Genomic DNA, 14,449 nt, shown 5'->3' on the forward strand with positions numbered 1-14,449 from the left:
TACGAGTGCCCAGGCGGCCGGCTTGTCTATCGTCGCACTCCCCTGTGGTTGACCACATTTCCGCCAGTCATGCAACGTGAATTATTTATATAGTTCAGACTATAGACGATGACCGCTCTGGTCAAGATGCGGTCCGCCCATGAAAGCGCTTAGCATGCAATATTCTCACGAATTTTTCAGATTTACTTTGTTTTCGATCCCGCCCCCGTCAAGCTCGCCTCTGCATCTGCCTCGACAAACGTGGCATGCAGAGCCTTGACCGCGCGTTCTACTTCGCTCGCGGACACCACGCAGGACACTTTTATTTCCGACGTGCTCACCATGTGAACGGCGATGTTCGCATCGCGCAAGGTCACAAACATCTGCGCGGCCACGCCCGGGTTGCTGATCATGCCGGCGCCGACGATGGACACCTTGGCGAGATCCGTTTGACTTTCCACAGCGGTGTAGCCGAGATCTGACCGAAGCCCCTCCACGATGTCAACCGCCTGTTTCACATCCGGTTCGTTCACTGTAAAGGATACGTCTACCGCCGCCACCTCGACCACGCTCTGGACGATGACATCCACGTTCACCCCGTGCGAAGCCAACTCAGAAAAAATGGTCGCCAACCCGTGTTGCGCCAACGGGACGCCGATGACTGCGATGCGGGCGACTTGGCGTTCAAACGCGATGCCTGTGACAACTTGACGGTCTTCCAATGCATTCTCTGTAATAGCCACGACGGATGTTCCTTCCTCCTCGGAAAAACTCGACCTAACAACCAACGGAACCGAAAAATGCTTCGCATTTTCGACGGCTCTGGGGTGTAGCACTTGTGCGCCGAGATTGGCCAGTTCCAACATCTCGTCGTAGGACACGTGTGCCAACTTGCGGGCCTGCTTCACCACGCGCGGATCTGTCGTATACACCCCATCCACATCGGTGTAGATCTCGCACGCGTCTGCTTCGAGCGCCGCCGCCAGAGCGACCGCACTCGTATCCGACCCGCCGCGGCCGAGCGTCGTGACATGTCCCTCTGCAATCCCCTGAAAGCCTGTGACAATCGGCGTGATCCCCTGACTGAGCAGGCTCTTTAAATGGGTGGTCGCAATGGAAGTCACGCGCGCGTTCCCGTGCACGCGCTCCGTTTCGATGCCCGCCTGCCACCCCGTCAGGGATTGCGCCGGCGTCCCCAGGTGTGCGAGCCGCATCGCCAAAAGGCTCGCAGATACTTGTTCGCCCGTGGCCAACAGGCTGTCCATCTCCCGCGCGTCGGGCTGGTCGGAGAGTTCTTTCGCCAAATCCACCAGCGCATCTGTACTGTGACCCATCGCGGACACCACCACCACGCACTGATGCCCGAGCGCAAGCGTTCTTTGGATGCGCTCTGCGACAAGGCGGATGCGCTCAGTCGAGCCGACCGACGTCCCCCCGTACTTCTGAACTACTAGCACGCCACTCCACTCCCTAGTTGAGGCGCCCGGAGAAAAATCGCTCTGTTCGCACTCCCAGACACCGCGTTTCTATCATCACTTTGATTCATTTCGCTTATCATACCGCAGTTCGGAAGGAATGGTGAAGGGGAATCTGGCGCTGGTGAAATGTAAACGTTTCACTAGCGCCTTTTCATCCGTGTCGCCAAGCGTCTACTCCACGCCGCACTGTTCCTTGGCGAGCGCCAGTTGCAGTTTCACTGCGCTCGGCGCGGTACCGCCCCGGGATTGCCGCGCGGCGACGACCGATTCAGGCCTCAGCAGTTCGTAGACGTCCTCCTCAATGACACTTGCCGCCGCCTGCATCATGCCCAAATCGAGCCCCAAGAGGTTCGTCCCCTGCAAAATCGCCAATTGCACCAGTTGGCCAACGATGGCGTGCGCTTGGCGGAACGGGATACCTTTACGGACAAGGTAGTCGGCGAGGTCGGTTGCGTTCGAGAAGTCGCGCGCAAAGGCGTCTGTGAGGCGCCCCTCGCGAATGCGCATCGTGGAGATGGTCCCCGCCATCAACTTGAGCGCCGGCAGGACCGTATCGATGGCGTCGAACACACCTTCCTTGTCCTCTTGCAGGTCTTTGTTGTACGCCAGCGGCAGCCCCTTGAGCACGGTGAACATGCCGACGAGGTGCCCGAACACCCGGCCCGACTTCCCGCGGATGAGCTCCGGGACATCTGGGTTCTTCTTCTGCGGCATCATACTCGATCCAGTCGCGTACTGATCCGCCAACTCCACCCAGCCAAACTCCTCTGTCGACCACAAGACGAGCTCCTCTGACAATCGTGAGAGGTGCGTCATGATAGTCGAAACGGAATACAAGAGGTCAAGCAGATAATCCCTGTCCGACACCGCATCCAATGAATTCTCGTAGATGGACGAGAACTGGAGCTCATTGGCCACTTGCTGGCGGTCGATTGGAAACGTAGTGCCCGCCAACGCCCCGGCACCCAGCGGCATGCGGTCGACCTGCTCGCCGAGGAACGACAGTCTCGCCTTGTCCCGTTCGAGCATCCATACGTATGCGAGAAAGTGGTGTGAGAGCAGGATTGGCTGCGCGCGCTGCAAGTGCGTAAACCCAGGCACGATGACACCGAGATGGGTTTCCGCCTGACGGATGAGCGCCGCTTGAAGTTCCTTCACGCCGTCCGCGATCGACGAGACCGCATCGCGAACAAACATATGCATATCGAGCGCCACCTGGTCATTCCGGCTGCGGGCTGTATGCAGTTTCCCTGCGACGGCCCCGATGCGCTCGGTCAGAAGGCGTTCAATATTCATGTGAATGTCTTCGTCGTCGAGGGCGAATGTAACCTCACCCGCTTCGATGTCAGCAGCCAGAGACTCCAGGCCCTCGATGATTTGCCGCCCCTCTGCAGGGCTGATGATCCCACAATCCGCGAGCATTCGCGCATGCGCGATGGAACCTCGAATGTCGTACGGCCAAAGGCGCTCGTCAAACGAGATGGAGGCCGTGTACTTCAGGACTAATGCATTGGTATCTTCCGCGAATCGTCCGCCCCACAACTTCATACGACCGTCCCCTCCTTCACCGGAAGCTCGGCCACAGAAACGGAAAGCCCTTCGAGCTTCGGCGCCGCCTCACTGTCGGCGTGAAGCGCCGCATGGACCGTCGTCGGGAGCCCCCACAGCGAGATGAAGCCGACGGCCGCCATGTGGTCAAAGCTGTCACCTGTCGTATAGGTCGCCAAATCGTGACGATAGAGAGAATAGGCTGACTGGCGACCTGTGACCTGAGCCGTCCCTTTGTACAGTTTCACGCGCACCTCTCCCGTGACGTGCGCCTGCGTCGAGTCGATGAACGCGTCGAAAGCCGCTTTTAGCGGTGAGAACCAGAGCCCGTTATAGATGAGCTTACTGTATTCGAGTTCCAACCCCATCTTGTACTGAAGCACTTCTCTCGTCAGCGTAAGATGCTCGAGCTCCTGATGCGCGCTGATGAGGACGCGCGCGGCGGGTGACTCGTAGACCTCGCGCGATTTGATGCCGACGAGGCGGTTCTCGACGTGATCGATCCGGCCAACACCGTGCTTGCCACAGATTCCGTTCAGCTGTGCGACGAGCTCGGCGAGCGCTAACGGTTGCCCGTCGAGCGAGACGGGTACGCCTTGTTCAAACCCGATGACGACGGTCTCTGCTTCGTCAGGTGCCGCCTCAGCCGCCACCGTCCACTCAAACGCCGCTTCTGGAGCAGCCTGCCATGGATCTTCTAAGACGCCACATTCAATCGCCCGGCCCCACAAGTTCGCATCGATGCTAAACGGATTGTCTAAATCTACCGGGATGGGCACCCCATGCTCGTGCGCATAGCGGATTTCGTCGTCGCGTGTGAAGCCCCATTCCCGAACGGGTGCGACGACTTTGACATCGGGAGCGAGCGCGTGAATCGACACTTCAAAGCGAACCTGGTCGTTACCCTTGCCGGTGCAGCCGTGAGCGACCGCGACAGCCCCTTCCGAAGCTGCGACCTCGACGAGCAACTGCGAGATGAGCGGCCGCGACAACGCGGATGCAAGCGGGTACTTGCCCTCGTAGAGGGCGTTGGCCTTCAGGGCCGGTGCGATAAACTCGTTTGCAAACCGCTCTTTTGCATCAATGTTGTAAGACTTGATTGCCCCTACCTGAACCGCTTTGCTCTGGACGGCTTCAAGGTCCTTCCCCTCTCCCACGTCGACGCACATGGCAATCACGTCGTACCCGTAGTGATCTTTGATCCACGGGATGGAAACGGATGTGTCTAGTCCGCCGGAATATGCTAGAACGAGTTTCTCCTTCATCACAAATCCTCCCCAAATGCACCTGCATCCGCCAGTAACGCAGCCAAAATCGCCTTTTGGGCGTGCAAGCGATTTTCGGCTTGATCAAAAATCACACTGTGATCTCCGTCGATCACGGACTCGGAAACTTCCTCCCCGCGGTGAGCGGGCAGACAATGCATGAAAATGTAGTCCGGTTTTGCCAACGCACACAAGTCCTCGTTGACTTGGTACCCCTCAAACCGACTCAACCGCACTTCGCTTTCCGCTTCGTCTCCCATACTGACCCACGTATCGGTATAGATAACGTCCGCCCCTTCCACCGCGCGAAGCGGGTCCGTCGTCACGAGCACCTGCGTGTGATTGTGCACGGCGTGGAACTTCGCCTCTTCCACCACGTGCGCCAGCGGCTGATAGCCTGGGGGTGTAGCCACTCGGATGTTCATGCCGAGTTTGGGCGCGAGTTGTAGCCACGAATTTGCCATGTTGTTGCCGTCTCCCACGTAAGCCACGGTGACGCCCTGAAGACCGCCCATATGCTCGAGGATGGTCAGCGCGTCAGCCATCAGTTGACACGGGTGAAACTCGTCCGTCAGACCGTTGATGACAGGAATCGACGCATACTCCGCAAACGTTTCGACATCCGATTGGCGGAATGTCCGAATCATCACGCCGTCGAGGTACCGCGACATGACCTGCGCCGTATCCGAAATCGGTTCGCCGCGCCCCGTCTGGAGCTGGTTACCGGGCAAAAACAGAGCGTGGCCGCCGAGTTGCAACATACCAACTTCGAACGATACGCGCGTCCGAGTGGACGATTTATCAAAAATCAGACCGAGCGTCTTTCCAGCTAAGAGTCGATGCGTGAAATTGCTCTTCTGAGCCTCTTTGAGCACCTGAGCGAGACGGATGAGCCGTTCGAGCTCGCTCGTGCCAACGTCGCTGAAATGTAGGAAGTCCCGGCCACAAAGCGATTGATGTGCCTCCCACAATGCATTCTGAAGCCGTACCGATAAATAGTTATATCCAAGTGGAACAACCGTCGAAGACCCCCGCCCCACTGCGCTTGCCGCTTCCGATATCGCCACTCCGCAAAACTCCTCTCTATATTCCGAGCCGCATTTGGCTTCGTCTGTTCTCCTGTGTATTATTATACACATGTATGTATAGTTATCAAATGCTTGTATGATTCCTTATGCAATTTGTTTTGTAAAAACGGACGCAAAAAAGCGCCAAACCCGCTGTTGAGAGGGTTTGGCGCCCCAGTGAAGAAAATGACGATATTGTGACATATCGGAATGGGTGGATAAAACTTGACGAACGATGGACCCACTTATTCCGTCGCGATGTCTTGGTCCGTTATATCGTGACCCGGCTCAATCATCATGAAGTGCACAGAAGGATGATCAATCAACGGCTGCAGGCGCTTCGCAGCTTCTACCTGACCTTGTTTACGCAGTTCGCGTTGGTAGATTCCGAGTAGTTCCACCAAATCCTTCTCGCCGGTGGAATCGATGAAACGGATGGCTACCTTGGCACCCTTCGCAATCCGACGGCGGAAAGCCGTCTCATTCAGCCCAAGTTCTGGTTGGAATCGAAGGTAGACACGTCCCCCGGTCATCCCCGAACAGATCCACGGTCCTGGGTCGCCCATCACGATAGCACGGCCGCCGGTCATGTACTCAAAGGCAAACCCCTTCATGTTTGCGCGGCTGGCGATACTAGCAAAATCATCGCGGACAGGTTCGGTCACTTCGCCGCCGATGATGATGTCGGCGCCGGAAAGGCGAATCCCGGCGCGCGCATCCGCGTCACCTTGCACGATAAACAAACCGTGGCCAGCACCGTATGCCAGACCCTTCCCGACGGAGCCGCCGCGCCACTGACCATCGGCACATCTGCGCTTGAGAACGAGCACCTTGCCGCCAAACGCCGCTTTGCCTACACCGTCCTGTGCACCGCCATAGGCAATGCTCGTCATCCCGACCGTGTGGTAAGCCGCGAACCCAGCACCTGCCACCCCGTCGTGCACGATGTGGCGCGTTTCGCCGTTGCGACCGCTGCGTATGGTCTCCCCGCTCTCGCGAATTCCCAGCGCCCGGGGGACCGCCTGAATTTGACGGCCACTCACCGCACTCGCCGTCGCGCTGTGAACCGCGACACCATCCGTGCCTGTCGCGGCCGAGTACGATGCGACCTCCTGCAGCACGTCGCCGTACGCCTCTTCGAAGGTCCTGTAGCGAACACTCGTTCCACGCCCGACGTAGACCTCGTTGACGGAGCGCAACCAAGTGGTGTCGACACGCGTCTCCTCGTGAAGTTGTACTAACAAGTCGCTTCTCCCCACCAGGTCCTGCGTGCGACTAGCGCCGAGCTTCGCCGTCAACTGCGCCACGTGTTGGCCAATCGCGCCAAAGAACGTGACGAGCTCTTGCGTCGCCTCTTCGAACTCACGCGGCGTAAACGACTTGAGCCCCTTGGCGGTCGCCTCCTCCATGTCGTGCATCTGAGTCGCAATACCGACGTGACAGGTGTCTTTGTGACATGCCCGACAGGACGTGCAACCGATGGCCACCATCGCCATCGTGCCGAATCCAGCGCGGTTTGCCCCGAGCAAAATGGCCTTCATCACGTCAAAACCGGACTTCATGCCGCCGTCTGCCCAAATCTCGATGACGTCGCGCAATCCAGCCTCACAAAGCGCCTGATGTGCAGCCTTGACGCCAATTTCCATCGGGAGTCCCACGTGTCGGATGGCATGCGCACGCGCCGCACCAGTACCGCCGTCGAACCCGGAAAGGGTGATAATATCGGCACCAGCCTTTGCGACGCCGACGGCGATGGTCCCGATGTTCGGCACCACAGGCACCTTGACGGAGACCTTCGCAAAGGGGTTGATCTCCTTGAGCTCGAAAATGACCTGCGCAAGGTCCTCAATCGAATAGATATCGTGGTTGTTCGACGGCGAAATGAGATCGACACCCGGCGTCGCGTTCCGCGCGTTGGCGACTTGGACTGTGACCTTAGAGCCAGGCAAGTGTCCGCCCTCGCCCGGTTTTGCCCCTTGCCCGATCTTGATTTCCAAGACGTATGCCCCATTGCACAAGTCGGCGTTGACGCCAAAGCGGCCAGAGGCGATTTGCCGACCGCGGTTACGCGGATATTTTGTCAGCAGATCTTTGATCTCCCCGCCTTCGCCGTTTACACAGACGATATTCAGGCGGTGGGCTGCCTCTGCGTACGCCCTGTACGCGACCTCGTTTTGCGAACCGAACGACATGGAGCTGATCAAAATCGGGTACTGATGCCCATCGACCGTGGTGTCAATCGGACCTTCCACCGCGTCCTGTTGCTCGTCAAAACCGAGGACGTGCCGCAAACTCAGCGGATTATCGGTCTCAAACGCGTTGAGCTTGGAAACGTACTCCTCGTAGGAGACGTCTCCCTGCGCAACGGAACCGGCCGCCTTCCAGATGCGCGGATAGAGCTGGAATAACTTGTTCGGCCGAATGGACTTCCGATCAGCCGCTGCGTACCACTCTTCCCGCTGTGCAGACTGCGCTTCGAGCTTTCTAAACGAGAGTCCCGCGTCCTCAGATCCGCAGAAGGTCGGAATCCCGAGGTACTGGCTTACCTCTTCTGAGAGGCCGATGGCGCTAAACAGCCGTTCATAACCCCTGACCTCGTGAATGCCAAGCGTCGAAATCACTTTCTCAATGCCCTTGGTAATCGCCTTGTACAGGTTCTCGATACCGTGCATATCCCCTCGAGCAGCCGCTATTTCCCACAACAGGTACGGAACGACGGCGTCAGCGCCGAGGCCCACGGCGACCATGATGTCGTGCAGGTTGCGCAGACCCCCGCTGCGAAGGATTAAACTCGTACGGCGGCGCAGGTGCTCGCCCTTGTTCTTGTTGGCGGGGCGCAACAACGCTTTGTGGATGGCGGCCGTGACCAAGAACGGATCGATATGATGACCGCGTTTAAACTGCAGTCGGTCGTCCAATACGATGGCGTTGGCACCGGCTTGAACCGCCTCGAGGGCCTCCAATTGAAAGCGTTGGAGCGCGCTCTCTACCGACTCTTCGGCCTCGCGATGAATGAGAATTTCAACCGTGCCGTGCGGGCTCGTGTGCAGAAGTGCCAAGGCGTCCTCGTAACACATCGTGCCGTAGCGGTGAGCGAGGTTCTGCATGTCCTGAAACTCTAATCCATATGACTTCGGCAGCTCCTCGAGCAGCACCGGCGCATGGACCTCAATCCGCGGCGCATCCTTGTAGAGTCCGTCAAACGACGGGCGGCGCCCGAGCACTGCGCGGGTACTGAAGTGCTCTATCTCCCGCTCGCGGTCGATGGCCGGGTTGGTCACGACGGCGACCGTTTCATGCATGAAGTCGGACAACAGGGTCGCCTCTTGCGAGAGCGCCGCGAGTGGACTGTCGAAACCGAGCGATTTGATGGGTTCCATGCCGGTTTGAATTTCTTGCTCAATCAATTTGATATCGTCATCGCGGAACCCAAATGCGAGTGAGCGGACGTCGAGCGGCTTGTCGTCGCGCTGTGGATGCAGGACTTCCGTCTTCTGTCCGTAGGGCGCTGCAAAGTGCAGACTCCGGTGCTCCCCGCGGAAGTTGAACCGACGCTTCGCAGACTCGAGTACGTCCTGCTGCAATTCGTGGTAGAGGTACAATTGTGCGCCAAAACCATCCCACTTCACGCCGACCTTTTCCCCTGGCGACAGCGGCTTCGGTTCACGCACCCACGTGGACTGTGGGATGATGCCTTGTTCCGAGCTAAAGCAGTAGGCTGTATCGGTTTCCACCAGCCACATGGGGCGGAGACCCAGTGCGTCTACGCTGAAGACTGCCGCCTTTCCGTGCCGCATCATGACGCCGGCAGGCCCCTGTGCGAACGGCCCCCAGATGGAGCGATAATACATATACAAATCGGACAATTCATCCGACATCTGCTTGATTTCGTGGACGATTGGCGGGAACAGCAACTCAGCGGTCTCAAACAGTGTCCAGTGACGCTCCGAGACAAACGACAGAAGCGCTCTGTCCACCATCTGCGAATCACTGAAGTCCGGCCGGACCGGCACGCCGATCATCGACGCCTCTGTGTAGAAGCGCAGAATCGTGTTGATCTCGCCGTTGTGCCCGAGCGACGAAAACGGCTGAACGCGCGGAAACGACGTCGCAGTATTCGTCGAGTAGCGCGTATGCGCGAGGACAAACGTCGACTTAAACAGCGGATTTTGCAAATCCGAGTAAAAGCGGTACAGTGTCTCATCGTTTCCGATCACCTTGTAAACGGTGCTCTCGTGGGAAAGCGACGCGACGTGTACGCCGTGAATGTCGTCAATCGCCGTAAACAGGGCGGCGAGCAGTTCGTCGTTTGCGCCGTCGAGGAGACCCGCCACCTGGTAGAACACGGGGCACACCGCCTGCGCCATCGGCCCCAGCGCCGCACGGTTGGCACCATCCAATTTGTGCATCAAGACCTTCACATCGCGACTGCTGAATTCAGCGTCGACGAGCGACTGTAAGTGCGCAGCCTGATCTGAGTCTAGGAAGATGTGTGCGACGAAAAATCCAGGTGACTCGACGAGGCTCGTATCGATTCCGGCAGCTTCGAACCAGAATTTCCAGAGAGCCCGCGGAATGTCCAACAACAGTCCGCAACCGTCCCCCTCACCGGCGACGTAGCCGGCTCTGTGCCGCATCGCCTTGAGTGCGTCCAGCCCGTTTTGAACGGTGTTATGTGAAGGCTGACCTGATTTCTCTATCTGTGAAAAAATTCCGCATGCATCGTGTTCGCGGTGAATGTCCATCGACAACGCATTCAAGTCCACGTTCGCCACTCCTTTTTTTGCAAAATAGTTTGACACTATCTCTTTCGTCGCGTCAATTCTGAATTTGATGGTTAAAATTTCTACAGTCCACACTGAAATAATATACGATATATTGAATAATAATGCTATCGCATGTTATAAATATATGCAAGGTTGAAAGGGGGCCCCTTGCGTGGAAGTCCGGAAAGCGGCAGCGGCCGATGTCGAGAGCATGCAACAACTTATACAACAGTTTGCGGATGATGGACTCATGCTTCCACGAACCGTCAAATCCTTGTGCGAACATTTACAATCGTTTACCGTCGCCGTCGAGGATGGTCGCGTCGTGGGTGTGGCAGGCCTGCATGTGCTTTGGAAAGACCTTGCAGAAATTCGTTCACTCGCTGTAGATCCACAAGTACATGGCCAAGGCGTCGGACGCAAGGTCGTTGAGCATCTCCTTCACGAGGCGGAACAACTGGGAATTGCACAAGTTTTGTCGTTGACATACCAAACGGGGTTCTTCGAGAAGCTGAATTTCCACGTCGTACGCAAAGAGAGTTTGCCACATAAAGTCTGGAAGGACTGCATCTACTGCAAGAAGTTTTACCACTGCGATGAGGTAGCCATGGTATATTATACACAACATTACGAAGCTTTCCAAGCCATCAGAGAAGCGTGACAATTTTTATTGGCGCCTTCTGCGATACCACATCGAATCAAACCATCCGAAGCAGCCAGCCCTAGCCTCTCCTTCGGATGGTTTTTTTATGCATAATTAAATGACTTCTTGCACAATCTCCTCAAAGGCCTGCACGTGTGACTCTTCCAAAATGAGTGGCGGAACCACGCGGATACGCGTGTCGCTGCACTGTGTCACAAGGAGGCCCCTGTCGGCGGCTCTGCTCGTGAAAGACGCGGCGTCCGCCACGTCGAACCCCCACATCAAACCGCGCCCCGAGACATGTTCAAAATGGCGCAACAGCACCTCCTCTAAAGCCTTCCCCACACGGTTGACTCCCTCGAGGAACCCTGTTTTCGTCACGGTGTCGAACACGTAATTGCCGACGGCCATGGCCAATGGGTTTCCCCCAAAGGTCGTGCCGTGCGCACCAGGTGTAAACGCTGCAGCGACCGATTTGCGCGCGATGACAGCTCCTACCGGAAAGCCGTTCCCAAGGCCTTTTGCAAGCGTCACGATATCGGGCTGAATGCCGACTTGTTCGTATGCGAAGAAGGTACCCGTGCGGCCGACACCCGTTTGGACTTCGTCGACAATCAGCAGCGCACCGACCTCTCGCAGGCGCTTGGACAACTCCTGAAGGTACTGTGCTTGAAGTGGATACACGCCCTTCTCTCCTTGCACCACTTCCACAATACACGCCGCGACGTCCGTGTCGATGGCCGCGAGGACATCCTCCAGCGAGTTCGGAGTCAGACAGTCCGGTAGAAGCGGTGTGAATCCATTATGGTATGCAGCTTTTGGCGTGAGTGACAATGCGCCCATCGTCCGACCGTGAAAGGCGCCAGGCAGCGACAGGACCTTCGTGCGGTTCGTCTTCGCGACCGCTGCGTGGTACTTGCGGGCCAGTTTTAGCGCGGCTTCATTTGCCTCCGTCCCACTGTTCACAAACATCACTTTCGCATCTTCTGCAAGCCCCGCGATGCCCGCTAACTTGTCCGCCAACGCCACCTGCCCTGGGACTAAGAACAGATTCGACGTATGCAAGAGGGTTTGCGCTTGCTCTGCAATGACCACAGCCAACCCTTTGTGCGCGTGTCCGAGGTTACATACTGCAATTCCTGCCGTAAAGTCGAGATAGCGCGCCCCAGTCTCGTCATACAGAAACACACCCTCGCCTCGCACCATGCTGAGTTTGCGCGTCCCGTAGTTGTTGAACAGCGAATCCACGTGGCTTAACGTAGCATTGGTCGTCGAACTCATCTGTACACCTCCATGATCACTCTTCTATCCAAAACATATGTCGCCCTGCATTCCACACCGCAGCGCGGCCCACGGCCTGCCCGATATCGTTGGCTAGTTCAATTCCGATTTACTTGGCCACCCGTGAGGCGCCAGCGACGCGCGTTCGCGTGGTCAAGCGAGTCCCGTGCGAGGTGCGGGCGGGATCGAATGGCGCTGCCTCGTGCAACAGCGCGAATGACAGACTGTCTGGGTCACCCCCATCGACCACCCACACCTCTTTCACACCGCGAGAGGCCGCGAACAGCATCGCGTTCACTTTGGGAATCATCCCAGCGGAAAACGCGGATTCGGCGAGGTGGCGCTCCAAATCTTCCCGCGTGACGTCGTACAGCTGGACGCCAAGCGAAAAATCCGCAAACACGCCCGCCACGTTGGTGCACAGTAACAGCTTGTCGGCGTTGACCGCCTTGGCGACGTGCGCCGCAGTCGTGTCGGCGTTTAGATTGTAGAACTGGCCAGTGGCGTCCACGCCGTAGGGAGGTAGCAACGGCACGCGATGTTTTTGCAGTTGTTCGACGAGTGGTTGCGTGACGACATCGTTCACTTCACCCACCCGGTCCCGTCCGCAGAACTGCGCCTGGACGGTCGTGCCGTCCGTAAACGGGACGATGACATCGCCAGTTGGATCCAACTGGTGGTATAGTTGTGCGTTGCAATGCTGCAAGGCTCGCAGGACGACCGGCATCGCCGCTTCCGTCGTCACTCGCAACCCGTCGACAAACGGCAGATCGATGCCCGCCTCTGCCAACTGCCGCGAGATCTCAGGTCCTCCCCCGTGCACGAGAATCACTTCGTGACCACCTTCCCGCGCCTGCCCGAGCGTGGCTCTCAAGGCTTCGTTGCCACGCCCGTCGAGCGCGCCGCCGATCTTCATGACAATGCGCATATCGCACCTCCTTCTACATCCACATCGACGTGGCAGCTAGACCTTCTGTGTCGGAAAAACCAAACATCCGATTCGCATTTTGCAAAGCCTGCCCCGCGGCCCCCTTTTGCAAGTTGTCAATCGCGCAGAACACCTGCAGCAGTCGCGAGGATTCGTTCAACGAAAGCCCGATATGCGCGTAGTTCGATCCCAGCACGGCCTTCAGATGTGGCAGTTGTCCCGGCTTCAAGACGTGGACGAACGGAGCGTCGCGATACGTATTGAGATAGCGTTGATAGATGTCGTCGAACGTCGGGACCGAATTCAAACGCGCGTACACACTCACAAAAATCCCTCGGCTCATCGGGAGCAGTTGCGTCGTCAGGACGACCGAGAAGCGATGGCCCAAAGCCTGCTCAATTTCCGGAGTGTGTTGATGTGAGCCGACTCTGTAGGCGTAAAAGTCGTCCTCGAGTTCCGCGAAGTGCAAGTGTGGCTTAACACTCCTCCCCGCACCCGTGACACCAGACTTGGCGTCGATGACCAGCGGCGAAGACACATCCACGAAAGCCGCCGATTCGAGCGGCTTTGTCGCGAGGAGCGCGGCCGTCGCGTAACAACCAGGGTTCGCCACCAACTTGGAAGTTGCAACCTTTGCCCCGTTGAATTCCGTCAGCCCATAAACAGCCGCCGACTGGAGTGCCGCGGCGACCGGGACCTTGTCGTACCACCGTTGATAGATGTCCGGGGGAAGGCGCAAATCCCCGGAGAGATCGACTACGCGAATCCCGCGCTCGAACAATTGTCCTGCGATGCGGCCAGACTCGCCAGATGGGAGCGCCACAAACGCCAAGTCACACCGGTCAGCGCACTGGTCTGCATCAAACGCTTCGACAGGGGTGCCAGGTGCGTGCGCGAGATGCACAAACAGTTCCGAGAAGTCCTCGTCCCGCTCTCGCGATCCGGCCAGGTAGGTCAGGTCCATCTTCGGATGATGCAACAGCAGTCTGACCAACTCCATTCCGGCATACCCGGTCGCCCCGATGACGCCTACGCGCGGGTTACGGTCCATGTATAAACATCCCCTATTGTGAATTTAAATTCAGTATACCGAAACTTCTAGCGAGTGAGAAGTATTTCCGAGAGGATCAAAACCCCCCGAATTTCTGTGCGGGTGTCCGTATCAACGGGCGTTTGTCCCATCATTCCATGCAGTACATCTGAAGGAGGCGACCATGATGGGTGTATTCGGCGGATATACAAGATGGGCTGTTGTGTTCTTAATTATTTTCGTGCTGTTCTTCCTCCTTTGCCCGGTAACTGGGTATGTGGGGGCTCCCGTAGCGACGGGCTACGCCATGACGCACTACGACTACAACTACGACGCGACCACGACGACGGCATATGGCGTCGAGGGCACAGCCTACCCGAGTTACCATTACTCTGCGTATGACTACACAGAAAGCGAGAGCAGTATGTAAGTGACTCCCACCTCGTCATCCCTACATCACCTGG

General features: G+C 57.5%; 10 protein-coding genes and 1 riboswitch. Of the genes, 2 read left to right on the forward strand and 8 right to left on the reverse strand.

Translation table 11 applies throughout. The features are described from left to right. A riboswitch (ZMP/ZTP riboswitch) is annotated at positions 1-81 on the reverse strand. Between the two features lie 101 nt (positions 82-182). The 5 genes from NZD89_RS19310 to NZD89_RS19330 all read right to left on the reverse strand — a co-directional run bounded on the left by NZD89_RS19310 (position 183) and on the right by NZD89_RS19330 (position 10,082). Continuing rightward, positions 183-1,436, reverse strand: coding sequence for an aspartate kinase (locus tag NZD89_RS19310; protein WP_268004365.1), 1,254 nt, complete (start codon positions 1,434-1,436; stop codon positions 183-185). Between the two features lie 192 nt (positions 1,437-1,628). Beyond that, positions 1,629-3,005, reverse strand: a complete 1,377-nt coding sequence (gene argH / locus NZD89_RS19315) for an argininosuccinate lyase (protein WP_268004366.1) — start codon at positions 3,003-3,005, stop codon at positions 1,629-1,631. Continuing rightward, the gene (locus tag NZD89_RS19320) at positions 3,002-4,270 is read right to left on the reverse strand and encodes an argininosuccinate synthase (RefSeq protein ID WP_284285687.1); all 1,269 of its coding nucleotides are present in this window, start codon (positions 4,268-4,270) and stop codon (positions 3,002-3,004) included. Before NZD89_RS19320 ends, argH begins: the two co-directional genes overlap by 4 nt. Further along, entirely contained in the window at positions 4,270-5,337 is a 1,068-nt protein-coding gene (argF, locus tag NZD89_RS19325) for an ornithine carbamoyltransferase (protein WP_268004368.1), read from the reverse strand. The genes NZD89_RS19320 and argF overlap by 1 nt, the downstream gene beginning before the upstream one ends. A gap of 245 nt (positions 5,338-5,582) precedes the next feature. Next, positions 5,583-10,082, reverse strand: coding sequence for a glutamate synthase-related protein (locus NZD89_RS19330; protein ID WP_268008548.1), 4,500 nt, complete (start codon positions 10,080-10,082; stop codon positions 5,583-5,585). Between the two features lie 193 nt (positions 10,083-10,275). Here NZD89_RS19330 and NZD89_RS19335 point away from each other — a divergent pair, with 193 nt between their 5' ends. Next, complete coding sequence (locus tag NZD89_RS19335) at positions 10,276-10,764, forward strand: N-acetyltransferase (RefSeq protein ID WP_268004369.1); 489 nt, start codon at positions 10,276-10,278, stop codon at positions 10,762-10,764. A 96-nt stretch (positions 10,765-10,860) separates the two neighbouring features. Here NZD89_RS19335 and NZD89_RS19340 read toward each other — a convergent pair whose 3' ends face one another. The 3 genes from NZD89_RS19340 to argC form a co-directional block, all read right to left on the reverse strand. Then, a complete protein-coding gene (locus tag NZD89_RS19340; protein WP_268004370.1) occupies positions 10,861-12,027 on the reverse strand; it encodes an aspartate aminotransferase family protein in 1,167 nt (388 codons plus the stop codon). A 109-nt stretch (positions 12,028-12,136) separates the two neighbouring features. Further along, the gene (locus NZD89_RS19345; RefSeq protein WP_268004371.1) at positions 12,137-12,955 is read right to left on the reverse strand and encodes an acetylglutamate kinase; all 819 of its coding nucleotides are present in this window, start codon (positions 12,953-12,955) and stop codon (positions 12,137-12,139) included. Positions 12,956-12,968: 13 nt separating this feature from the next. After that, positions 12,969-14,006: an N-acetyl-gamma-glutamyl-phosphate reductase gene (gene argC, locus NZD89_RS19350; RefSeq protein WP_268004372.1), complete on the reverse strand. Its 1,038-nt coding sequence runs from the start codon at positions 14,004-14,006 to the stop codon at positions 12,969-12,971. Between the two features lie 163 nt (positions 14,007-14,169). Between argC and NZD89_RS19355 the strand changes: the two genes are divergently transcribed. After that, the gene (locus tag NZD89_RS19355; RefSeq protein ID WP_268004373.1) at positions 14,170-14,415 is read left to right on the forward strand and encodes a hypothetical protein; all 246 of its coding nucleotides are present in this window, start codon (positions 14,170-14,172) and stop codon (positions 14,413-14,415) included. Positions 14,416-14,449: the final 34 nt, after the last annotated feature.

Origin of the sequence: Alicyclobacillus fastidiosus, from assembly GCF_026651875.1 — a bacterium.
Lineage (GTDB): Bacteria > Bacillota > Bacilli > Alicyclobacillales > Alicyclobacillaceae > Alicyclobacillus > Alicyclobacillus fastidiosus.